This window comes from Dyadobacter sp. SRI_021, assembly GCF_057586235.1.
The window spans coordinates 104,013-127,045 of record NZ_JBYCZM010000008.1 but is presented as its reverse complement, the minus strand read 5'-3'; the positions used below and the strand labels follow the sequence as shown (position 1 = coordinate 127,045).

Annotated in this window: 15 protein-coding genes; 2 read left to right on the top strand and 13 right to left on the bottom strand. The window is 52.6% G+C overall.

Translation table 11 applies throughout. The features are described 5' to 3' along the window. The first annotated feature begins 88 nt into the window (after positions 1-88). Together AC2YIT_RS23605 and AC2YIT_RS23600 are read left to right on the top strand one after the other, a co-directional pair. The gene (locus AC2YIT_RS23605) at positions 89-508 is read left to right on the top strand and encodes a hypothetical protein (protein ID WP_430843645.1); all 420 of its coding nucleotides are present in this window, start codon (positions 89-91) and stop codon (positions 506-508) included. Continuing rightward, the gene (locus tag AC2YIT_RS23600; protein WP_430843644.1) at positions 487-849 is read left to right on the top strand and encodes a hypothetical protein; all 363 of its coding nucleotides are present in this window, start codon (positions 487-489) and stop codon (positions 847-849) included. Before AC2YIT_RS23605 ends, AC2YIT_RS23600 begins: the two co-directional genes overlap by 22 nt. A 71-nt stretch (positions 850-920) precedes the next feature. Here the strand turns inward: AC2YIT_RS23600 and AC2YIT_RS23595 are convergent, their stop codons facing one another. The 13 genes from AC2YIT_RS23595 to AC2YIT_RS23535 all read right to left on the bottom strand — a co-directional run bounded on the left by AC2YIT_RS23595 (position 921) and on the right by AC2YIT_RS23535 (position 22,978). Beyond that, positions 921-2,294: a sulfatase family protein gene (locus tag AC2YIT_RS23595; RefSeq protein ID WP_487280797.1), complete on the bottom strand. Its 1,374-nt coding sequence runs from the start codon at positions 2,292-2,294 to the stop codon at positions 921-923. A 1-nt stretch (position 2,295) separates the two neighbouring features. Then, positions 2,296-3,762, bottom strand: coding sequence for a sulfatase family protein (locus AC2YIT_RS23590; RefSeq protein ID WP_487280796.1), 1,467 nt, complete (start codon positions 3,760-3,762; stop codon positions 2,296-2,298). Further along, on the bottom strand, positions 3,759-5,189 hold the full coding sequence (locus tag AC2YIT_RS23585) for a sulfatase (protein ID WP_487280795.1): 1,431 nt from the start codon (positions 5,187-5,189) through the stop codon (positions 3,759-3,761). The genes AC2YIT_RS23590 and AC2YIT_RS23585 overlap by 4 nt, the downstream gene beginning before the upstream one ends. 15 nt (positions 5,190-5,204) lie before the next feature. Beyond that, the gene (locus tag AC2YIT_RS23580; protein ID WP_487280794.1) at positions 5,205-6,572 is read right to left on the bottom strand and encodes a sulfatase; all 1,368 of its coding nucleotides are present in this window, start codon (positions 6,570-6,572) and stop codon (positions 5,205-5,207) included. 31 nt (positions 6,573-6,603) lie between these two features. Beyond that, positions 6,604-7,968: a sulfatase family protein gene (locus tag AC2YIT_RS23575; RefSeq protein WP_487280793.1), complete on the bottom strand. Its 1,365-nt coding sequence runs from the start codon at positions 7,966-7,968 to the stop codon at positions 6,604-6,606. Positions 7,969-8,042: 74 nt separating this feature from the next. Next, positions 8,043-9,683, bottom strand: coding sequence for an arylsulfatase (locus AC2YIT_RS23570; RefSeq protein WP_487280792.1), 1,641 nt, complete (start codon positions 9,681-9,683; stop codon positions 8,043-8,045). 24 nt (positions 9,684-9,707) lie between these two features. Beyond that, positions 9,708-12,047, bottom strand: a complete 2,340-nt coding sequence (locus AC2YIT_RS23565) for an arylsulfatase (protein WP_430843638.1) — start codon at positions 12,045-12,047, stop codon at positions 9,708-9,710. Positions 12,048-12,070: 23 nt separating this feature from the next. Further along, complete coding sequence (locus AC2YIT_RS23560) at positions 12,071-13,546, bottom strand: sulfatase (protein WP_430843637.1); 1,476 nt, start codon at positions 13,544-13,546, stop codon at positions 12,071-12,073. Between the two features lie 20 nt (positions 13,547-13,566). After that, the gene (locus AC2YIT_RS23555) at positions 13,567-14,994 is read right to left on the bottom strand and encodes a RagB/SusD family nutrient uptake outer membrane protein (protein ID WP_487280791.1); all 1,428 of its coding nucleotides are present in this window, start codon (positions 14,992-14,994) and stop codon (positions 13,567-13,569) included. 182 nt (positions 14,995-15,176) lie between these two features. Then, the gene (locus AC2YIT_RS23550; RefSeq protein WP_487280790.1) at positions 15,177-18,206 is read right to left on the bottom strand and encodes a SusC/RagA family TonB-linked outer membrane protein; all 3,030 of its coding nucleotides are present in this window, start codon (positions 18,204-18,206) and stop codon (positions 15,177-15,179) included. 320 nt (positions 18,207-18,526) lie between these two features. Next, a complete protein-coding gene (locus tag AC2YIT_RS23545) occupies positions 18,527-19,207 on the bottom strand; it encodes a hypothetical protein (protein WP_487280789.1) in 681 nt (226 codons plus the stop codon). Positions 19,208-19,264: 57 nt separating this feature from the next. Next, positions 19,265-20,638 carry a sulfatase family protein gene (locus AC2YIT_RS23540; protein WP_487280788.1) on the bottom strand — a complete coding sequence of 458 codons (1,374 nt, stop codon included), beginning with the start codon at positions 20,636-20,638 and terminating at the stop codon, positions 19,265-19,267. 18 nt (positions 20,639-20,656) lie between these two features. Continuing rightward, on the bottom strand, positions 20,657-22,978 hold the full coding sequence (locus AC2YIT_RS23535; protein ID WP_487280787.1) for an arylsulfatase: 2,322 nt from the start codon (positions 22,976-22,978) through the stop codon (positions 20,657-20,659). Positions 22,979-23,033 lie beyond the last annotated feature (55 nt).

Below are 23,033 nucleotides of genomic sequence, written 5' to 3'. Positions count from 1 at the left end.
GTGACTTTGCACATCTGATTGACTTTCGAACCGTAACAGGGGTTAGTTTGCCAAAATCATTCATCTGCAAACTAAAATCAATCAAACCTTGGCAAATGCTGCAACATTGAAATCACTAGCGCTCGAACGGCTGCGCGACGCGGAATGCCTCATTGCAAACGGTCATGCTGGCGCGGCGTATTACATCGGTGGGTATGCGATTGAATTAGCCCTCAAAGCCGTGGTTTGCAAAAGACTGAACATCGAAATATTTGAAAAAGAGGTGGTGCCGCGGCATATTGCCAAGTCATTTATGATTCATGACCTCCTCGACCTTTTAATTCTATCTGGCCTGACGAACGATTTGGAAAACGCCTGTATAGATGACTATGTCTTTCAGGTAAGCTGGACCCGGATAGCGATATGGTCGGAACAACGCAGATATGAAGCAGGCTGTTCGGCTACAAAAGCCGAAATATTTGTTATTTCTCTAAAAATTGTCATGCAATGGTTGCAACAGCATTGGTAGAAACACTGCAAAAAGTGTTTCGGGAAGCAAAAAAAGATGGTCTGATCATAGATGCAATCGGCCTGGCACCCGCCTTTCACGGAATGGTAAAAGACAGCTACGTGCTCGGCGTCAGTGCGCCATCACTCTCGGAAGTACATGAGTATGAAAGTATGGAGATCATCCTAAAATTACTGTGGCAACGTGTAACACCAGAACAACGAAGGATGATTAACCGGGTCAGAGTATTTAATAATAAAGAAGACCTCGATGACCATAAATACAACGACTTTGCAGATTACCCATACGAAGGTTACGCCGGCATTCAACGAAAATTGCCCCTATTATATCCAGTCGATTAAATGCCCTCCAAACGAGGCGTTTTTTGACGTTTTTCACCCTCGTCCGAGTACCGAGGTAACTTTTCCCTTTGTCATTTCACCTCCTTCTTCAACTCTTTATACCGCTTCCGTAGCTTTTCCAGCGTGGGTTTTTCCGAAGAACGCTTCGCCAGGTTCACCGTCTCGTGCGGATCTTTAACAGTATCATAGAGCTCCTCATACCCGTGCTCGGTGTAAAGCATATATTTCCAATCACCGCTCACAACGCCCTCCACTTTTGGCAAACGCGGGCTTCCCAGATAGGTGTGTTCATAGAAGAAGTCCTTGCGGGCAGCTCGCTTCTTTTGCTCGACTGCGAGAAGATCGTAACCCTGGACTGCAGATGGCACAAGTATTCCCGCGAAAGAAAGAATGGTAGGCGCAATGTCGATATTCAATGCGAGCTGGGATGATGACTTGCCCTGGAGACTCTTGGGCAGTGCTCCGCCGGAAATAATCAGCGGAACGCGGATGGATTCTTCAAAACCAAACCATTTCCCCTCCAAACCATGCTCGCCGAGTGAAAAACCGTTGTCACCCATAAAAATAATGAGCGTATTCTGATCGATTTTCAGGTTTTTAAGCTGCGCCACCATATTACCCACCACTTCGTCGACGCCGGTAATGAGGCGGTAATAGTCGCGGGTGGTTTGCTGGCGAAGCTCCGGGGTCGAAAGGAGCGGCTTCCACCTGTCACGGCCAATGTTCTGATCGGTGCGGAAGAACGCTGGAAGACTATCCCAATATTGCGGCGCGGCAGTGAGGGGATCCGGGATTTTCACATTTTCGTATAAAGGCTTAAAGCGCTCCTGAACAGGGTATTGGGGCGGATTACCATCGAGTTCGTGTGGTGCTTTGAAGCTCACGGAAAGGCAGAAAGGAGCCTCGTTACCTGCAAAACGCCCGAGAAATTGCGCAATATCCTTTCCTACGCTGTCGGTGTGGTGAATGGTGTGACCGCTCTCATTGGCTAACTCATATTGAGGCTGGCCTTCCTTTTTGGCTGCCCAGTAGTCAAACAGCGTGTCGGGCTGATTCTTCACCCCGATGCCGAATTTCCCTATGAATCCGATCTTGTACCCCGCCTTTTTCAGCAATGCGGGGTAGGTTTGAGCAAGGGCTTCCGGTTTGAAATCAGTACCAAAATCATTGATCCCGTGTCTGGACATATATTGCCCGCTCAGCAAGCTGGCCCGACTCACCATGCATATCGCCGTGGTGACATGCGCATTCCGGAACAGAATGCCCCGTTTCGCCAGCGCATCAAGGTGCGGGGTTTGGATGATCCTGTTACCCATTGCGCCGAGCGCATCCCAGCGATGGTCGTCGGTGAGGAGGAAGATGATATTCGGTCTTCTTCCCTGCTGCGCGAGCGCGGCACCGGTACACACCAGCGCCAGCATGATAATGATCAATGTCTTTTGCATATTACAAACCACTCGCGCGGAGACTATCCTTGCCGTCATACCGGTAATTCCATTGCCGCATATATTCGTCGGCGGTCAGGAACTGATCCTTTGCATCAGCCAGTTTCGCCCTAAGTGTTCTTTCAAGTTTTGCCTGCACATCAGCGTACGCCGGTGAGCCGATGAGGTTTTTCAGTTGAAAAGGATCCTTTGCATTATCATACAAAAGCCATGGACCTTTCAAATCTCTTACATAGGTGTATCTTTTCGTGCGGATACCCCGATACTCCTTACCGCCATTCAGGAAATTGTTTTCATGGAACGGCACAGGTACCTGGATCAACGCAGCTTCATTACCTGTCGGTTTTTGCCTGCCAGTCAGAATAGCGGCATAGTTGTTCCCCTCTACGGTTTCCGGAATTTTCATATTACTGATTCCCAACAAAGTAGGCAATATATCAACATTAGAAAAAGGCAATGCGAGCTCCCGCTTCGCAACTCCTAACCCCGCCGGATAATGCACCAGCAACGGCACCAATACCGATTCGTCCCAGGGTTTCTGCTTCCTGACTTTGCCTTGCGAGTAAAGCATATCACCGTGGTCAGAAGTAAAAAGCAGGATCGTATTCTCTTCAATATCTGCTCTTTTCAATGCATTCAAAAGATCGCCTGCCGATTTATCCAGTGCCGTGCAATGGGCATAGTAGCCAGCCAGGTCCTTCCGGGCTTTGGCTTGCAGCGAATCGGGCACGTTCGGGCGGAGTTTCAGCCTTGCGGGATCGTACATTTTACGGTACGCCTCGGGTGCGGTCTGGTAAGGATCGTGCGGCGGTCCCCAGGATAATACCAGCAGGAACGGGTTGTTCTTATTTTTGTCAATGAAGCTGATCGCACTGTCGGTCTGGGGAAATACATCATAGCCCGGCCATTCGTGGCGCACATCATTTTCGTCGAAATAGAAGGAGCTATTGTAATCGTGCGTCACTTCGCGGGCTTTCCAGTAATCGAACCCCTGACGACGGTCGCGCGGAACGGCGCGGTTACGGGCGGCGAACTGCTTTTCATAGTTGGCTTGTCCGTTGATGTGCCATTTCCCAATGTACCCGGTCGCATAACCTGCCTCCTTGTAAATTTCTGCCAATGTGAGCGCCTCGTTCCGCAGGGGACGGTCGTTGTAAAAAACCCCGTGCGTGAGCGGGTACTGGCCCGTGAGCAGGCTCGCCCGCGCCGGGCTGCACACCGGCATGACCGACACGGCGGTTGTAAAAATCACGCTCCGCTGCGCCAGCTTGTCCAGATTTGGCGTTTTCACATCCACATTACCTGCATACCCGAGCGACTGCGCATTCCATTGATCGGCGAGCACGATCACGATATTAGGCTTGCGCGACGTCTGCGGCCTGTTGGCTTTCCACGCAAAACCGGTTGCCACCGCCAGCACAATGCCGACGACCGACAACCGGATCACATACTGATGTTTTGAACTCATCTTCCTGCTTCCTGCGCTCGTTCCGGGTAACCTTTTTTCAGCAAAACAGCCAGTTCATTCACCGTAATCACGAAATTCTTATCCTTCACCAGATTTGTAAATTCTCCCGGATCTTTCTGGTGGTCATATAATTCCGACCCTGCTTTCCCGCCGTCCCATTCGGTGTAACGGAACCGCTCTGTGCGTACGCTGCGGCCGAAAATCTGACCTCGCCGCACCTGGGTGTAAGCCGGCTTGTTCCAGGGAGCAGCCGGATTTTTCAGCAATGGCGTCAGGCTTTTACCCTGCAAATTCTGCTTCGGATCGAGTCCGCACAGCTCGGCCAGCGTCGGATAAATGTCGACCAGCTCCACGGTGCGGCCGGATGCCTTCCCTTTGGTACCACCCGGAACCGAGATAATGAGCGGCACGCGTGCCGAGTTTTCAAAAAGGCTCTGCTTCATCCACTGCCCGTGCTGACCCACGTTGTAACCGTGATCGCTCCAAAGCACGATGATGGTCTTATCGGTCAATTTAAGTTTGTCGACGGCGTCGATCAGCTTGCCCACCTGCGCGTCCATGAATGTGATCGTAGCATAATAGGCCCGTAATGCCTCCCGGCGCTTAGCCTCATCCAGGCCCCAGTGCGGCGGTTTGGTAAATAATGCGGCTTCGGGTACGTCGTCGAGGTCGTTCGGGATCTCTTTGGGAAGCGGCACCTGGTCTACCGGGTACATATCAAAGTACTTTTGAGGTGCCACATAAGGCGTATGCGGCCTGAAAAAGCCCACGGCAAGGAAAAACGGCTCGTTCTTTTTCTCAGTCATGATCTTGATTGCCTCGCTGGCGATCATCCCGTCGGTCTGCTCCTCGTCAGTGCCCTCGGTAGCGCGCCACGCTAATGCGCTCCCCAGCCCGCGGTCTGGTGTGAGGTTTTTGATCAATGGCTCCTCGGTTTTGTCACGCCCTTTGGGATTTACGCGGTAATGCCACGAATCCGGGTCGTCCAGGCCGTCGGTACCAATCTGGCCCGGTACGCCGTAATGGTATATTTTGCCAACCCGAGCACTATAATAGTCATTGTTCTTAAAAAGCTGCGGCAGCGTAACGACATCCGGCAGGTTTTTGCGAAAATGCGTCTGCAACTCATAGATCTTCGTCACGTCCGGCCGCTGGCCGGTGAGCAGTGACGAACGGCTCGGACTGCAAAGCGGGAACTGCGTATAAGCCTTATCGAACCGAACACCCCGCTTCGCCAGGCGGTCGATGTTCGGTGATTTCACAAATGTATTTCCGTACGTGCCCAGGTCATTATTCAGGTCGTCGACGGCAATGAACAGGACGTTGTATTTCGGTTTAGCCTTATCGTCGCCATCCGCGGCTGCCGACGCAGCAAAAGGAACAAGTGAAAGCGCCGCCAGCGCCAGCAATGCGTATTTTCTCATCATAGATTTTGGTTTGAATTATTCCTTGCCCTCTTTCACGGTCGGGGCATCCTTTGCATCGGTTTTGGGCAAAGACTTTGCCAACGCTGCCTTCACCGACGCATATTTCGCATCAGCAGCCAGGTTTTTCCATTCCTGTGGGTCGGTATCATGATCGTAAAGTTCCTCCGAACCGTCGTTGTAACGGATATAGCGGTATTTTTCAGACCGCACCGCGTGATTACCCAATCCGTGCGTGGTAACGGAAGGGTGGTTCCATACCGCCGCGGGATTTTTCAGCAGCGGCACGATACTGTTGCCTTCCACCCCTTTCTTAGCAGGTAATTTACACAACTCGGTGAGCGTCGGATAAATATCCATCAGGTTCACCGTGCGTTCCGAAATGCCATTAGCTTTCGACAAACCCGGCGCATAAACAATGAACGGCACGCGCGAAGCCTCTTCCCACAATGCAAACTTCCGCCAATGTTCCTTTTCGCCCAGGTGCCAGCCGTGGTCACCAAAGAAAACAATGACCGTATTTTGGGCATATGCGCTTTTCTCCAACGCATCCAGCAAGCGGCCAATCTGCCCGTCGGCAAACGTAATGCTCGCCAGATAACCCTGTACCGCCTTCTCCCATTGCTTATGCTCGACGATAAACTTGTGATCACCCTTCGGCTTGGCGATCTTCACGCCGGCATCCGGTACATCCTGCAAATCGTTGGCAATGGTTTTCGGTAACCGAATGGAAGACAATGGATATTGGTCGAAATACTTTTGCGGAACATACCACGGCAAATGCGGCCGCGTAAAACCAACGGCCAGGAAAAACGGCTTGTCATGCCGGTCATTCAGGAAGCCGATGCCCTCATTCACCACCTTGTAATCACCCATATCCTCATCCTGCACATTCACAGGGCTCCAATCGAAATGCGCGAAGCCATTAACCGGGGCCTTGGGCGGCCCGGGCGATTTGGGAACATCAAAATAGGAAGGCCACGAAGCCTCATCGTTGAACGCATTATGAAAAATCTTACCGGCCCCCTTCACTTCGTACCCGTTGGCAGTGAAGTATTGCGGAATGGTCACGGCATCCTTCAAGACCGGTCGCCAGGGCTGGTTGTTATGGTACACCCCCGAACTCGACGGCCTCACACCCGTAAGCAGGCTCGCACGCGACGGGTTACACGCGGGCGCGGAGCAATAGGCCCTCTTGAAAACAACGCCTTTCTTCGCCAGCCTTTCGATATTCGGCGTTTTGATACCCGGGTACCCGCCAAATGGCCCGACCCAGTCGTTCATATCGTCGACGGCGATGAAGAGAACGTTGTATTTCGCGTTTTGGGCGATTGCGTCCAGGCCTGGTAACACCGCCAGGGCCAGTAACCAAATAATTCTTTTCAAATTCCCGATCATGTTAATCGTCATAAATATATTATTCCCCTTTGTCTGCAAATGCCGGATCGGGTTCCAGGCCGGGTAATATCACTTTCGCTACGCCCGGATCGCCGAATTTCCAGGCCGGCAGCTTATCCATTTCAGCCTGAAACACCTTTCTGATTTTTTCTCCTTCCGTTCCCGCCTTACCCAACGCAATCGGATTTTTCTCCTCAATATCCTTCTGCAAATCGTAAAAACGACCGTCGGAATAGAGCTTGTAATGGCGGTCCCTGAAAAAACGGGCCGATTGCCTGTTAGCCGCTTCCGAATGGATGGGCTGGTAATGCGAGAAAATCCACTTCCGCGGAACACCTTTTTCGCCTTTGATCTGCGGAAGAATGCTGACACCATCGGTATTCCAGGCGGCAGGCACTTTTACATTTGCGGCCTGTGCGATGGTCGGAAGGATATCGGTAAAATCGACGAGATCATTCGTTTCGTGAGTTTTGTAGCGACCGGTCCCCCAATTGACGATCAGCGGCACGTGATGGCCGCGATCGATCGTCAGCCCTTTGCCGCCTTGCAGCCTACTGCCGTCTTTCAATTGTGTCACGATAGGCCGGCCGGTGCCGTTATCGCCGGTAAAAATGATGATGGTATTCTCATACAGTCCGAGGTCTTTCAGTTTCTGCACAATCTTCCCGACATTTTTATCCAGATAAGAAACCATATCCCTGAAATTGGCCGTGTCCTTTTTAAAACGCCCTTCCACGTCCGGTTTCCAGCTTTTACTATCGGGAGTAGGCAGAAAAGGATCGTGCACAAGCGCCATCGGGAAATACGCCAGGAACTTGCGGTCCTTGTTCTTTTCGATGAAGTCGAGCATGTAGTCCGTGAAAATATCCGGGCCGTAATCGTCGGCGTCCGTTTTCAATAGCTCCCCGTCGCGGTCGATGAGCGGTTTGGCGTAACGCTCGCCCTCACGGCGCGGCTTGCTGAGCTGCCACAAACAATACTGGTCAAAACCAAAGTGTTTCGGCAACTTCTGGTTCGCGCCGAGCTGCCATTTGCCGGCAATGGCCGTGGTATAACCGGCTTCCTTCGCCAGATGCGCGAAAGTCTTCTGGTCCTGGTTCAGAAAGCCGAACTCGGAGTAATTCTTGTAGTTGTACTTCCCGGTCATGATTTGCACACGCGACGGCGTACAAAGCGGCTGCGAAAAGCCATAGTTGAATTTCAAACCCTCTTTGGCGAGCCGGTCGATATTCGGGGTCTGATAGGTACTTCCGTAGGTCCCAATGCATTCTTTGCCCATGTCATCCGCCAGGATCAGGACGATGTTGGGCGTTTGCTTCTGCGCCAGCGCCGGTATGAAAGCGAGGAGCGTCAGCAGCACGGTCAGGTGTTTTTTTGTGGTCATTTGTGGTCAGGTGTTGTCGTGAAATAGTCAGGTGTGGTCATTTGTGGTCAGATATTGTCATGAATAGTGAAATGCTACTTCCCGCCTCCTGCGCCGGTTTCTTGTTTGGCTTTGTCGTAGTCATAAAACCATTTGAAGGTCTTGTCATAATCTTCCGCGCCGACGCGTTTGTACCATTCTTCATATTTGGCCACCAGTTTTTGGGAAATTTCAGGCTGTTTGTCGAACTGGTCGTGCAATTCCGTGCGGTCTTTTTCCACGTCGTACAATTGCCATTTCTCGGTTTTTTCTGCTACCAGTTTCCATTTACCGTCACGGATAGCGCGGTTGCCTTCGTGTTCCCAGAAAATCGGGTTCCTGCGATTGACAGGCTTGCCGGTGAAAGCAGGTTTCAGACTGGCGCCTTCCAGCGGTTGGATCGTATTGCCTGCATAAGTAGAAGGGTATTTCGCATTACCAAGATCCACCAGGGTCGCCATAATGTCGATGATGTGCGCCGGCTGACGTTCCAACTTGCCATTGCGTGCGGCAGGGATACCCGCGGGCCACGAGATAATACCCGGCGAAGAAATACCACCCTCGTGCGTGTGGTGCTTGTAGGCCCAGAACGGTGTGCAAGCGGCTTCCGCCCAGCCCTGGCCCAGGAATACCGTGGATTTAGCGGTACCCGGCTGATCGCCCTCGTAACGGCCTTCGATCCCCGGCTCGGCATTACCGCCATTGTCGGACACGAAAAGAATGACGGTATCGTCAAAAACACCGCGCTTTTTGAGCCCTGCCACGAGGTCGCCGATGCTTTTGTCGAGCCGGTAAATCACCGCGGCGTAGATCGCCATCATGTCGTCGTAACGTTTCTTCTCCGCATCGCTCAGGCTATCCCATTTCTTCACATTCGGGTTAATAGGCGGCAGCTTCCACGATGGGTCCACCAGCCCCAGCTTGATCTGCTTTTCATACCGTTCCTGGCGCAGCTTTTCCCAGCCTTTCAGGTATTTGCCGCGAAATCGGGCGATGTCCGCTTCGGGTGCCTGCAAGGGAAAATGCGGCGCATTGTGGGCGAGGTAGAGCATAAACGGCTTTTTATCAGCCACAGCCTCGTCGATGAAGCGCAGGCCATAATCCGTCCAAAGGTCGGTCGAGTACCAGTCTTTCGGCAGCTTGTCCGAGTCGTTGGGAATTTCCTGTCCGTTCAGAAAAAGCTTGGCATTATTGCCATTTCCATAATAAAATCCTCCCGCAGGCGCGTGCAGCGAGCGGTCGAAGCCGCGGTTCGACGGATACACACCATGTTGGTGCCCGACGTGCCATTTACCGGTCATGGCTGTAAAATAGCCGGCGCTTTTCATGACCTCGGCGATGGTCACGCTGTTATGGTTGAGTTGCCCGCGGTAGGCGGGATGGTCTGCCCCCTTGTCGTCCATCATGTGGCCGATACCCGCCTGATGGCTGTACACCCCCGTCAGCAGGGCTGCCCGCGTGGGGCAGCAGCGGGCGGTGTTGTAAAAATTGGTGAGCCTTACGCCATTCCGGGCTAACTCGTCGAGGTTAGGCGTCGGGATTTCGCTGCCGTAACATCCCAGATCCGCATAGCCCAGGTCGTCGGCCAGGATTACGATCACATTGGGTTTCTTTTGGGCAAAAACAGTTTGCGCGGCAGCGGTCGTCGCAGTGAGCGCAGCCGCCAGCAAGAGCCGGCCGATTCGTTTTTTAAACATGTTATAAATGATTATTTCAAAAATCTATTGATACCGGATTGTGACCTTCTTCAACTTTCCTGTAAATGCAAATGGCGATTGGTACTGGTCCGAAACCGGAAACTTCTGGTCGCGCCCAACGTCCGTGCCATCGATCTGGCGTGGTCCCTGCACCTGTGCCTGCGTAGCCGCGAAGCTGCGCTCGCCTATCTTTTCGTCGTTGATATAAACCGTCTCTTTACCCACCGACTTGCTGCCTTCCGAGGGACCGGTAAATTCATAAATCAGTTTGAAATGCACGCGGCCTGTCGGGATGGCACCGATTGAAGCCAAACGGTACGAATCCCGGGCAGTTTTGTGCGCATAATGCAACTTCCCGTCCTTCACGAACAAGCTGATACCGCTCTTCTCCCCTCCTACCGCAAAAAGTACGCCCTCCTCTTTACCCGTAGCAATATCCGCTTCTGCATCCACCGTGAACGACCGTCCGTCATACAGCGGGCTGCTTACGCCTACAAGGTTATCGACCCCGGGGAAAAGGGTGATTTCAGGCATTTTCCCATAGACTGTCCGCCCCGCAGGCATATCATGCGCGGTGAAATCTTTCAGCGGGTACACGTTGTACTTCTTCGCCTCCTGATCGAAAACAGCTTGCAATTCTTTCAGCTTCTCCGGGTTTTCAGCGGCCAGATTGACGCGCTCATTGAAATCCTCATTCAGGTTATACAATTCCCACACATCTTTACTGAAATCCACCGACTTGCCCGACGGATCTGCCTTGCTGCCCGCGTCGAAACCTTCCCAAACCGAATGCCCTTTCGAAGCCTTCCAGCCGTCTTTGTAAATGGACAATGCGCCGGCGATCTCATAATACTGTACCGTATGCTGCGAAGGAGCGTTCTTCTGATCCACGGCATAGGCAAGGCTCGTACCCTCGAAAGGCTCCTGCTTATAGCCGTTGATCACCTTCGGCGCCTCGGCTTTTGCCAGTTCGAGTGTCGTAGGCAAAATATCGTTCACATGCCCGTACTGATTACGGATGCCTCCTTTCTCCTTAATGCCTTTGGGATAATACAGCACCATAGGGTTACGCGTGCCCCCCTCGGTGTTGGCATCGCCTTTCCAGTAACGGAATGGCGTGTTGGCTGCCGCCGCCCATCCGATAGGGTAATCCGTGCTCGACTCGTCGGTACCGATAAGATCGCGGGCATTCAGAATGGCATCGATCCGGGCCTCGCCTTGCAAACGGTTAATCTGCGGACTGATCGTACCGTGCTGGGTACCGCCCTTGCTCGCCCCGTTGTCACCCAAAATCACCGCAATGACCGTGTTATCGAGCTGGTCGATCTGTTCCAGGTAGTTCACAATACGGCCGATCTCGTAGTCGGTGTATGTGTAAAATGCCGCATACACTTCCATGAAATGCGCATAGGCTTTCTTTTCCTTCTCCGTCAATGCAGCCCATTCCTTGACGCCCGGGTTACGTTCGGGCAGCACCGCATTTTGCGGGATAATACCGAGTTTCTTCTGTTTTTCAATCACGATCTCGCGGTACTTGTCCCAGCCCATATCGAACTTGCCTTTGTACTGGTCAATCCACTCTTTCGCTACCTGGTGCGGTGAATGCGTGGCGCCCGTCGCGAGGTACAGGAAAAACGGCCGGTCCGCATCTACGGATTTCTGGTTGGCAATGTATTTGATCGCCTTATCGGCCAGGAGTTCGTTCAGATGTTTGGTGTTCGGCTCGATATCGAGCTTCGTCACATCCTCCCAAAGCTCGGGGTGCCATTGATCGGTGGCACCGGGCAGGAACCCATAGTAATGGTCGAAACCGCGACCGGTGGGCCAGCGGTTAAACGGCCCGGCCTGTGAGTTTTCGGTTACTGGAACAAGGTGCCATTTACCCAACGCGAATGTGGCATAACCATTCTCCCGCAACACCTCCGCGGCAGTACCTTTCTCGAAAGGAATGTAGGTATCATACCCAGGAAAATCAACCGCAGCCGGCGTCAGCAAGCCGACGTGTACCGAATGATGGTTCCTGCCAGTGAGCAGGGCCGCGCGTGTAGGCGAGCAAATGGCCGTGGTATGGAAGTTGGTAAACCGCAGCCCATTATTCGCCAACTTTTCGATGTTCGGGGTTTCTACCAGCCCGCCGAATGCCGTCGTGGCGCCGAAACCCGCGTCGTCAATGAGAATCCACACCACATTGGGCGCACCTTTCGCGGCCTTTTTATTGTATTGAATATGAAATGGCGTCGATTCCTGCAATGTCTTGCCGACCTTTCCATGCCAGGGTTGCTGAGGGCTATGCTGCGCCGTCACCGAGTGAACGGTCAGGCCCACCGCCAGTATTACTGTACTGATTTTAAACAGGTTCTTCATCTTATTGCGATATTAAAAACTGATTACTCCTCGCCTCGGACGCCGGGTGTATCCACGTTACTTGAAGCGTTTCCAGGCTTTCCGGGTGCGTATTCCGGATTCAATTGAGTGGGGATCGGCGCGTTGGTCTTTTGCTTCCAGGCTTCGAGCTTGTCTTTCAACTCTTTGGTTTTGGCCGGATTGGTTTTGGCCAAATCTTTCGTTTCACCGATGTCCGCGCGGATATTATACAGTTCCACATGCCCGTCTTCATAAAACTGGTGCAGCTTAAAATCGCCGGAACGAATGGTACTTGCCGGCCTCGTGCGGAATGCGTCCTTATTGCGCTTGTCGCCCTTATAAGCTTCGAGATAGGCCGGGAAATGCCAGAAAATGTCACGCTGTGCGGCCGTTTTGCCTGCCAAAAGCGGGGCGAAACTTTGTCCGTCCACATCCGCATTCAACGGTTTTTGAATATGAGCCACTTCCAGCAACGTCGGGTAAAAATCAATGCCGATCACGGGCGAGTCAGTCTGTGAGCCTGCCTTGGTTTTGCCCGGCCATTTCACGATCAGCGGCACGCGTACGCCCCCCTCATAAAGCATTCCTTTGGAGCCGCGCAACGGATGCTGGGCGGTCACGGCACCCATCCCGCCATTGTCCGAGAAAAACACGACGAGTGTATTCTTTGCCAGGTTTAAAGCGTCGAGCTGTTTCAAAACACGGCCTATTCCCTCATCGGCACTCTGGATCATCGCCGCATAGACGGGGTTATGATGGTACGCGTTTCCTTTTTTGGATTTGTATTTGGAAATGATATCCGCCTTGGCCTCAATGGGCGTATGCACGGCGAAGTACGACAGGTATAGAAAAAACGGCTTCTGCTTGTTGGCATCCAGGAATTTCACCGCCTCATCGGTCAGCCGGTCGGTGAGGTATTCGCCTTCCTGGCCGCTGGTAATGCCTTCGTGCGGCGACGCTTTACCATCTCTATTATAAGGATAAAAATAGGCACTCGTACCGCCGGTTCCGCCTATCACGTGCTCAAATCCCTGTGCATGTGCATCGGCGCCTTTGGCTTTCCCACCCAGCTGCCATTTGCCGATCAGCCCGGTACTGTACCCGGCATTTTTAAGCTCCTCGGCGATGGTCACGAATGCGGGGTTTAACACAGTATTGTTTTCGACAGGGATCAGCTTGCGGTCCGCCGAATTGCCGCGATCGGCATTACCCACGGTGTAAATACCGTGGCGCGGCGTGTACTTGCCCGTCATCAGCGACGCACGGCTCGGCGCACAGTTCGGACCGACGGAATAGGCCTGTGAAAACCACATTCCCTCTTTCCGGAGCCGGTCGATGTTCGGGGTTTCGTAGTATTTGCTCCCTGCCGAGCTCAGGTCGGTCCAGCCCCAGTCGTCGACCAGGATGAAGAGGATGTTGGGCTGGTCTTTCGCCTGCGCGAAGGCACAGGCGGGTAACAGGCTCAGCAAAACCACGATTTTCAGAATGATCTTTTGCATATTTCAAATGTTTAAGACCGTTATTCCCAGCCCGGGTTCTGCACGAGTTTCGGGTTCAAATCCATTTCACGCTGCGGGATCGGGTGCAGGTAATGCTTCTCGGCGGCATTGGTTTTGCCGGCCGCGTGCAATGCGGTGATCATCCGTTTCGTGCGGATCAGGTCGAACCACCGCTGGAATTCGAACATCAGTTCCAGGCGGCGCTCCAGATAGATCGCTTCGCGAAACGCGTCTTTGCTCAAACCGGACAATGCATCGAGTCCCGCGCGCTTGCGGACGCGGTTCACGGCGGCATAGGCATCGGAAGTGGGGCCGTTACCCTCGTTCAATGCTTCTGCGTAAATCAGCAGTATCTCGGCAAATCGGATTACCGGTATGTTCCTGGCCGATTCCGTCGGATTAGCGATCTGCGCCGGGTCGAAATACTTGAAAAAGCGCGGCGGGAATGTGATCTCCTTTCCGGTGGTAGGGCTTACAAGCGAGGTAAAAAACGTCACATCCCGGCGCTTGTCCTTCTCGCTGAACAGCTTGTATACATCGGCATGAGGCTCGTCCGTCCCCGCCGAAGCCACCCCGGGTATCCCTACCGGCGTGGCCGACGAAGCGAGACGGTTACCCTGCCCGTTGACATTGGATTTACATTGTACCGAGAAGATATGCTCTTTCCCGTTCTTGGTGGCCACATTGAAAACATCCGCAAAGTTCTCGAACAAATCGTAGCCATAAGGCCCATCGATCACTTCGAGGCTTTTTGCAGCAGCCTTGTCCCATTCCTGGCGCGTCAGGTAAACCTTCGCCAGGATCGATTTGGCAGCGCCACCGGTAGCCCGTCCGGCATTGGCACCAGTGAAGGAGTTAGGCAATGCCTCCGCATCGGTCAGATCCTGGATAATCTGCTTGTACACATCCTCTTTCGGTGTGCGCGCCACCTGAATCGCCTCATTACCCAATGAGCCATTTTCTTCAAGGATGAGCGGGACGTCGCCCCAAAGCCGTACCATATTGAAATACAGTAGCCCGCGCAAAAATTTCGCTTCGTTCACGAGCCTGGTGCGCAATGCGGCGTCCATTTCAATGTGTGGAATGCGCGCTATGGCGATATTGGCCCTATTAATAGCCAAATAACTTTCTCTCCACAATTCATCCACGCGGTCGTTGGTCGTGGAATGCGCCAGTACAGAAATCGTGCGCACGTCGGCATTCGTCACACGCAGGCCCGCGATGGCATCGTCGGACATAATTTCGAATGCGAGGTGAAACAGCCGGTTGTACATCGTAAGCCCGCCGTTATTTAGCGCCGCATTGTACACGGCAGTCACGGCGGCGAGCGCGTCGCTTTCGGTCTTGTAAAATTGTTCGGTGGTAATGAGGGAGGCTGGATCCTCGTTCAGGTCCGTGCAGGCCGTGAAGCTGGAAATGCCCATTATCAGTAATAGTATCTTTTTCATATATGGTCAGATGTGGTCATGGAATGTCAGATGTGGTCAGGGATAGTCAGATGTAGTCAGGGATGGTCAGATGTGGTCAGGGATGGTCAGGACTGTCATTTGTTGTCAAGTATTGTACTTCAATGACAATACATGACTATGAATGACTACAAATGACAGGGTCCGACACTTCACAAAAATGTTTAGAACGAAATACTGAGACCGCCGAGAAACGACTTGCTGCCGGGATACACGCTGTAATCGATTCCCTGCGTGAGCGTACTCTGCTCGTTGCGGCTCACTTCGGGGTCGAAACCGGTGTATTTGGTCCAGGTAAGCAGGTTGGCCGCCGATACGTACAACTTGATCTGGCTCGCGTGAATTTTGGAAGCGATGGCTTTGGGCAAATTGTAGCCTAGCGTCACGTTTTTCAGGCGCAGGAACGACGCGTCCTCCACGTACCGGCTGGTATTCACAGCCGCGGGGTCTTCGAATGCCCGCTGGATTACATTGGTCGGATTGGTCGGCGTCCAGCGCTCCAATGCGGTTATAGAAGCATTCTGCTGGCCGGTCAGGAGTTCGAGCTGCTGCCTGTTCTGGTTGAAAAGTTTGTTACCATAGGTCCCTTGGAAGAAAAAGCTGAAATCGAAGTTGAGATAGGACAAGGTGTTGGTAATCCCTCCCTGAAATTTCGGCTGTGCATTACCAATGAGCGTCCGGTCGTCGGCCTGTGTGATTTTACCGTCGCCATTGATATCGACGTAGCGGCGGTCGCCCGGTTTGGTAGTCGCCGGGTTAATGGTCGGCAGGTTGGCGATATCGTCGCCAATCTGGAACAGGCCGTTGGTTTGGTACCCGTAAAATGACCCGAGTGGCTGGCCCACCTTGGCGATATTGGCACCGGAAATGATGTAATTGGCCCCGTCACCGAGGGCTAGCACTTTATTACGGTTAATGGAAAATACAAAGTTGGTATTCCAGGTAAATGCACCGGTGAAGTTCTCGGTATTAATTCCCAGCTCAATCCCTTTGTTCTCTACCGAACCGTAGTTCTGCAATGCGGTCGACTGCCCGGTCGTGTAAGGGATCGGTACATTCAGAAGCAAGTTTGTCGTCTTTTTGTAATAGGCATCAAACACAAAATTGACGCGGTTTTTGTACAATGAAAGATCAATACCGGCATCGTATTGTGCGGTGGTTTCCCATCCGAGATCGGGATTGGCAATGCGGTTCGGCGCGAAACCAGTGTAGGTCTGCCCACCGAAGAAATAGGTGTTGGAATTCAAAGTCGCCAGCGAAAGGTACTGCCCTATCTCCTGGTTACCCGTCACCCCGGCGCTCAGGCGGAGTTTCAGATTGCTGATGGTTTTATAGTTTGAAAGGAAATCCTCTCTCGAAATATTCCACGCAAATGCCGCGGAAGGGAAATAGCCCCATTTCTTATCCTTCCCAAAGCGGGAAGATCCATCGGCACGACCACTCACGGTAAAAATATATTTCTGATCGATGGAATAGTTGATACGCCCTAGCCAGGAGTTCAGTGCCCAGGCCGACGAGCCTGACGACGGCTGGCTGTACACGGAGCCACTTCCGAGGTCGTTGTATTCCAACTGGTCGGTCACAAACGCCTCGGACGCAGCTATGGCGCTTTCGGTTTCAAATGCCTGCTGTGTGTACCCGACTACAATGTTCAGTGAATGCTTCCGGTTAAAAGTTTTGGAATAACTTAATGTATTCTCGTTCAGCCAGGTCGACGAAAACTTGGTTCCCACCGAAGCCTTGCCCGTCGGGTTGGAGTTTGCTCCCTGGTAAATATCCGACGGTACATAGCGGTTCTGCTTGTTGTTGATCACATCGGCGCCAAACGACACCTTTCCCACCAGACCTTCCAGAAAGGTATACTCCCCATACACATTGCCAAGCACACGATAGGTTTTGGTCCGGTTCACTTCTCTTTCCAAAGTGGCGACCGGGTTACCCAGCGGCGTCTCGAACTCGCTTTGATAGGTATATTTTCCGCTGGCATCATACACATTCACCGTCGGCGGCATGGCGAGCAATGCATTTACGACACCGTTGTTAGCCACCTGCGCGGTGATTTTACTGGCCGTGAGGTTTACACCTACTTTCAATTTGGAAGAAAAATCGCGGTCGAGGTTGATCCTCCCCGAATACCGCTCAAAATCGGTATTGCGCAGCACGCCGTTCTGTTTGAAGTAATTCCCGGAAATCGAGTAGCGCGTACGGTCATCCCCACCGGTTAACGACAGCTGGTGGTTCTGGATCGGTGCCGGGCGGAATGCTTCGCTTTGCCAGTCGGTCCCCTCGCCTAATGCATCGATCTGCGCCTGGGTATAATACGGTGCCTTTCCCGAATTGGCACGCGCATCGTTTTTGAGCAATGCCCAGTCCCTGGCGCTGGTAAGCACATCCACTTTTTTCAATACCTTTTGGGTACCATAGTACGCATCGTACGTCAGGGTATTTTGCCCTGCTTTTCCCTTTTTGGTGGTAATAATCACCACGCCGTTAGCGCCGCGCGAACCGTAAATCGCTGTGGCGGACGCGTCTTTCAGCACTTCAATGGATTCAATATCGCTGGGGTTCAGGCTGGAAAGCGCATTGATACTCGGCCCGGCGGTCACACCTGCACTCGCGTCGGCATTGCTATTGTACACCGGAAAGCCGTCGACCACGTACAATGGTTCGTTCCCACCGGTAATGGAGTTGCCCCCGCGTATGCGTATGCTCACGGCCGCGCCCGGCTGCCCCGACGTTTGCGTTACCTGCACGCCCGCCGCTGCGCCCTGCAATGCACGATCGAAAGAGCTGATCGGCTGTTTCAAAGCCAGCTGCGGCACCGACGCTACCGAACCGGTAATATCGCCCTTTTTCTGTGTCCCGTAGCCAATCACGACTACTTCGTCGAGTACATTGGCTGTTTTCAGAACAACTTCCGCGGGCTCGCCGGTCAATTCATAAATGTCGATTTCCTGCTGCTGGTAACCGGTCAGGTTTACTTGCAGCGTGAAGGGAAAATCGTCGGGTGCAGGAATGGAAAACTTGCCGTCGAGATCGGTAGCGGTATAGCGGGCTGTGCCCTTGAGGACGACCGTCGCCCCGGGTATCGTCTGCCCGGAGGCGTCCTTCACCACACCGGTAACCGTTTCCTGGGCGTAGGAATAATGCAAAAAGCCTGTCAGGAACAGAACCACGTAAAGGTACTTTCTCATTGATTAGTGTTAAGCGGGTTTAGTAAATACTCAAAGGCATGGCACGGAGCTACCCCAATTGCGGGTACCGGCGCAGAAACATAACGCTAATTCATATACGCAATTCAACGTACATGCGAAACCCTGCCCCTGTGTTTAAAGCATTACAGGCATTTGTAGATGTACCGTCTGGAAATGGTGGTTATTTCCGGTCGACTGGATTTCAATAAAATAGTTACTCTATAAATTTGATCGGCAAAGTAAACTTACATATCTCAATAATGCAAGCATAATCCCGCATTATTGAGATATTTTGAACGGTTACTTTCAATAGGAACCGATTAATCCAGTTTGGTTACTTTCAAATCGGTAAAGTGCCCGAGTGTACCCGGCCCGATCCATAAACCCACGCCTCCGCGCAAGTCTTTGCCCTGTTTGAGGTCGTTGACGATCAATGCCGGTTGAGGGGCACCATTGATGTAGAATTTAGCAGTCTCGTCCTTCACCTCAATTTTCACCCTGGTCCACTCAGCGGGTACCATGTCGGCATAGGCTTCGTATTTTTCCGGGGTTTCCTTGCGCAGCTTCTCCCAGGGGAACCCGGGCATGGAAACGTATTGCGTGGAATGGTTGCGGCGCACCTGGTCGTTGGCACGGCCGTTGGTAGGGCGGATGTAGAAAAGCTCCATTTTGGAAGTGTCCGCAGCTACCCTGAACGCGATCCCCACAAACCCGCGCGCGCCTTCGCCCGCATTCGCCTGCGGCTGGCCCGAAATTGTTGCTTCGATAGTACCGTTATGAAAATCTATGTCTTTCAACACGGCCAGCGTCTTTTCGTTCGTAGCCATTTTGGGCATTTCCAATGCGACGGCGGATTTCCCTTTGTAATCGGTGGCAGTGACGGTCACCTGAAAGGGTGTAAGCAATGAAGGTTTGAGCGCAATGTCCTGCGCCTGGGCAGAGGTGAGCAGAGAAAACAGGGCAAATGAAAGCCCCAGGGCGGTGGTTGTGATTTTTTTCATGGCTGTTTAAATTAAAATTGGAATGGCTATCAAAATGCATAACCATTCCAAAACTACTTATTTGCCAGTATTTTTTCCAGCGGCCCGCTCAGCTCTTTTTTTGATGTGGCTATCGTCCGATGGCATCCGCTGCACGAGCGGCGGCGGGGTATCGCCTATCTTCTTTTTGTAGGCTTCCAGCGAGGCCAGCAGTTCCTTTGCTTTCGCCGGATTGGATTTCAAAAGATTATGCTGCTCCCCGATGTCGTTTTTGAGGTTAAACAGCAATGTATCCGCAGCGGCAACGATCACCGTATTGCCGGCTTTCACATCCTTCTGCGGCAGCCGGATCTTCCAGTCGCCCTTGCGATATGCTTCGATAATGCCGTTGGAATAGTAGGCAAATTCATCGCCCTTCCGCTTCCCTATATCAAACAGCACCGGGCTGATGTCCTCTCCGTCAAGCGGCTTTTTGGTTTGCGTTTTCTGACTGCCTGTGAGGCTGATAATCGTCGGATAAAGATCGAGTTGCGATGCCAGATCGTCATAAACCGTTCCCGGCTTGATTTTACCCGGCCAGTAAGCTACGGCCGGTACCCGTTGCCCGCCTTCGAAAGTGGTTCCTTTCCCCTGCCGCAACGGCCCGGCCGAGCCGCCTTCCACATCGAATATCAGCCAGGGACCGTTGTCACTTGTGAATACAACCAGCGTATTTTCTTCCAGCCCGTTCTTTTTCAATGCGTTCACCACCTCTCCCACGCTCCAATCCAGCTCCTCGATCACGTCACCATACAAGCCTCTTTTCGATTTTCCCTCAAATTTAGGCGAAGCGTAAATCGGCACGTGGGGCATGTTATGGGTAATATAGAGAAAGAACGGCTTATCCTTATTCTGGTCGATGAAGCGTACCGCCTCTTTGGTGTAGGTCTGGGTGATGTATTTCTGATTAACCTTAATGCTGTCCACATCGTTTCCACGCAGGTACACTACGCCCATCATGTCGTTGCTGTACGGAATTCCATAATATTCATCGAACCCATTCTGTAAAGGCAGAAACTGCCTGTGATGGCCCAGGTGCCATTTCCCGAAGATCGCCGTGCGGTAGCCGTTGCCTTTCAATGCCTCGGCGATGGTGACCTCGTCGGAAGGAATGCCGGTAAAGCTTTCGGGGAAAAACACATGATCGATCCCCATCCTGCGCGGGTACCGGCCCGTGATGAGCGCAGCACGCGTAGGGCTGCACACAGGCGAAGTGGAGTAAAACGATGTCAATTTGATACCGTTCACGGCCAGCCCGTCGATATTCGGCGTGCGGATATCCGTCGCACCGAATGTGCCGATATCACCATACCCAAGGTCATCGGCGAGGATTACGACGATGTTGGGCCTACGTTGCGCCTGGGTCGTCAGGGCGGCCACCAGCAGCGCGGCAGCTATCAGTAATTTTCTCATGGAAGGATCATCAAAATGTTACTTTTCCTTTTGTAATAAACCCACTTTCTCCTGATTCTCCTTGTGTTGTTCGATGACCAGCTCCTTCACCCGACCATTGAAGGCAAAAGTTCCGGGATAATCTTTGGTAACCGGGGAATTGAGGTCCTTCCCAACGCTAAACCCGTCGGAGGAAGCCGAAGCGAGGTATTTGATACCGATACCCGCCTGCTCTGCCGCCTTTTCGCCGTTTACAAGCAAGGTCAGTTTTTGATCGGCGGCAAATTCAATGCGAACAGTGTTCGGGCCTTCTTTCAAGGGTTTGGTGGATGTCAGTACTATCTCTTTCAGACCGTTGTTGAGCAGGTAATGTAGTTTGTTCTCTTTTATATAAAGGCTGCTTCCGCCCAGCAAGCCGCCATTAGCGAAAATCACCCCCTCCGCATTACTGCCCGTCTCTATTTCCGCGGTGATATCCACCGGCCCTTTTCCAATATAAACCCGTGTCTTAATGGTCGTACCTTCATAGATCACGGTTTTGAGCCGAACGGGAGGCGGGGTAAGCCCTGCGCGGAAATTTTTAAGCGGGTACACATTATATTTCTCTGCCTCCTCGTCGAACAACTTTTTCAATGCTTCCAGTTTTTCGGGATATCGGGCGGCGAGGTCGTTGATCTCGTTCCAGTCTTCATTGATATTATAAAGCTCCCATTTGTCACGCTTGAAATCCGTGATGAAATTGACATCCGTCGTTTCCTCCCCGAATGTATTCCTCGGGTGATAAACGCTTGCTTTCCAGCCATCCTTGTAGATGGCCCGACCGCCGTGCAGCTCGTAATACTGCTGTGTATGCCGCGCCGCGGCCTTTGCGTCATTCAGCGAATAGGCCAGCGACGTGCCGTGGAATGGCCATTGTTTGTATCCGTTGATTTCGGTCGGAACCTTCACACCGGTGAGTTCGATGGTCGTGGGCAAAATGTCGGTTACATGCGTGTATTGCGCACGAAGCCCCCCTTTATCGGTAATGCCTTTCGGATAATGTACAATGAGCGTGGTATGCGACGCGCCTTCGGCATTCACATCACTTTTCCAGTAACGGAATGGCGTGTTGGTAGCCTGCGACCAGCCCAGGGGATAATTGGGATAGCTGTATTCGGTGCCCAGTTTGTCGTATTGAGCTAACAGAAACTTGATATCGTCTCCGGCCGACTTCTCGGCCGTGCCCGTGGTACCTGTGTAGGTTCCTTCCTTGCTACCGCCATTATCTCCCACGACGAGGAAAATCAGCGTGTTATCCAACTGGCCAATTTGTTGCAGGTAATTCACTACCCGGCCCACTTCGTAGTCGGTATAGGAAAGAAAGCCTGCGTACACTTCCATAAAACGGGCGTAAATCTTCTTCTCATCGGCAGAAAGTGAGTCCCATGGTTTGATACCCGTCTGCCGCGGAGGTAATTGCGTACCTTTGGGCGCCAAGCCGCCTGCAAGTTGCCGCTGGAAGACTTTTTCGCGATACTCATCCCAGCCTCCGTCGAACTTGCCTTTGTACTTGTCGCTCCACTCACGTGCAACGTGATGCGGTGCATGGGCGGCGCCGGTAGCCAGGTATAGAAAGAAAGGTTTTTCCGGGTCGGCCGACTTCTGGTTCGCGATATAGGAAATGGCCTTGTCAGAAAGAAGCTGGTTCAAATGCTTCGTATTAGGCTCGATATCGATCGGTGAAGTTTCTTCCACCAACTGCGGGTGCCACTGATCGGTAGCGCCGCCGAGGAAGCCGTAGAAATGCTCAAAGCCCCGACCGGTCGGATAGCGATTGTACGGCCCGGCGATCGTGAGGTCACGCGGCTGGTTTCCATGCCATTTACCTAATGCAAAGGTGTTGTAGCCATTTTCCTTGAAAATCTCGGCCACGGTCCCCGCTTCGAACGGAATATTGCCATTATACCCGGGTGCGCCAATTCCCAATTCGGCGTGATGCCCCATCGCTACCGCGTGCGGGTTCCTGCCCGTGAGCAGGGATGCGCGCGTAGGGCTGCAAATGCCGGTGGTGTGGAAGTTGGTGTAACGCAAGCCTCCCCGGGCCAGCTTTTCAAAATTAGGGGTATCGATCAACCCGCCGAATGCGGAGGTGGCACCGAAACCGACGTCATCGAGCAGTATCCATACTACATTTGGGGCACCTTTGGGCGCCTTAGGCTGCTCCTGCCACCATTGTTCGGTCTCTTCGATCGTCTTTCCGATTTTCCCCCTGAATGGTTGAACGGGGTCGTGTTGGGCCGATGCATGGCCAAAAACGGCAGTGCCGAGCACAAAGAGGCTCAGCCGCTGCCTGGTCAGGGCGGATAATAGTCGTTTTGTCATAAAGGTTTTGGAATGAATGGAGTAGAAGAAGCGGGCACGACGTACGTCGTGCCCG

What these genes read in the sequence shown, in the direction of transcription:
- AC2YIT_RS23575 (WP_487280793.1), bottom strand. Translation starts at nt 7,968, where the DNA reads ATGACCACAAAAAAACACCTGACCGTGCTGCTGACGCTCCTCGCTTTC.
- AC2YIT_RS23565 (WP_430843638.1), bottom strand. Translation starts at nt 12,047, where the DNA reads ATGAAGAACCTGTTTAAAATCAGTACAGTAATACTGGCGGTGGGCCTG.
- AC2YIT_RS23560 (WP_430843637.1), bottom strand. Translation starts at nt 13,546, where the DNA reads ATGCAAAAGATCATTCTGAAAATCGTGGTTTTGCTGAGCCTGTTACCC.
- AC2YIT_RS23550 (WP_487280790.1), bottom strand. Translation starts at nt 18,206, where the DNA reads ATGAGAAAGTACCTTTACGTGGTTCTGTTCCTGACAGGCTTTTTGCAT.
- AC2YIT_RS23570 (WP_487280792.1), bottom strand. Translation starts at nt 9,683, where the DNA reads ATGTTTAAAAAACGAATCGGCCGGCTCTTGCTGGCGGCTGCGCTCACT.
- AC2YIT_RS23555 (WP_487280791.1), bottom strand. Translation starts at nt 14,994, where the DNA reads ATGAAAAAGATACTATTACTGATAATGGGCATTTCCAGCTTCACGGCC.
- AC2YIT_RS23585 (WP_487280795.1), bottom strand. Translation starts at nt 5,189, where the DNA reads ATGATGAGAAAATACGCATTGCTGGCGCTGGCGGCGCTTTCACTTGTT.
- AC2YIT_RS23535 (WP_487280787.1), bottom strand. Translation starts at nt 22,978, where the DNA reads ATGACAAAACGACTATTATCCGCCCTGACCAGGCAGCGGCTGAGCCTC.
- AC2YIT_RS23590 (WP_487280796.1), bottom strand. Translation starts at nt 3,762, where the DNA reads ATGAGTTCAAAACATCAGTATGTGATCCGGTTGTCGGTCGTCGGCATT.
- AC2YIT_RS23595 (WP_487280797.1), bottom strand. Translation starts at nt 2,294, where the DNA reads ATGCAAAAGACATTGATCATTATCATGCTGGCGCTGGTGTGTACCGGT.
- AC2YIT_RS23545 (WP_487280789.1), bottom strand. Translation starts at nt 19,207, where the DNA reads ATGAAAAAAATCACAACCACCGCCCTGGGGCTTTCATTTGCCCTGTTT.
- AC2YIT_RS23600 (WP_430843644.1), top strand. Translation starts at nt 487, where the DNA reads ATGGTTGCAACAGCATTGGTAGAAACACTGCAAAAAGTGTTTCGGGAA.
- AC2YIT_RS23540 (WP_487280788.1), bottom strand. Translation starts at nt 20,638, where the DNA reads ATGAGAAAATTACTGATAGCTGCCGCGCTGCTGGTGGCCGCCCTGACG.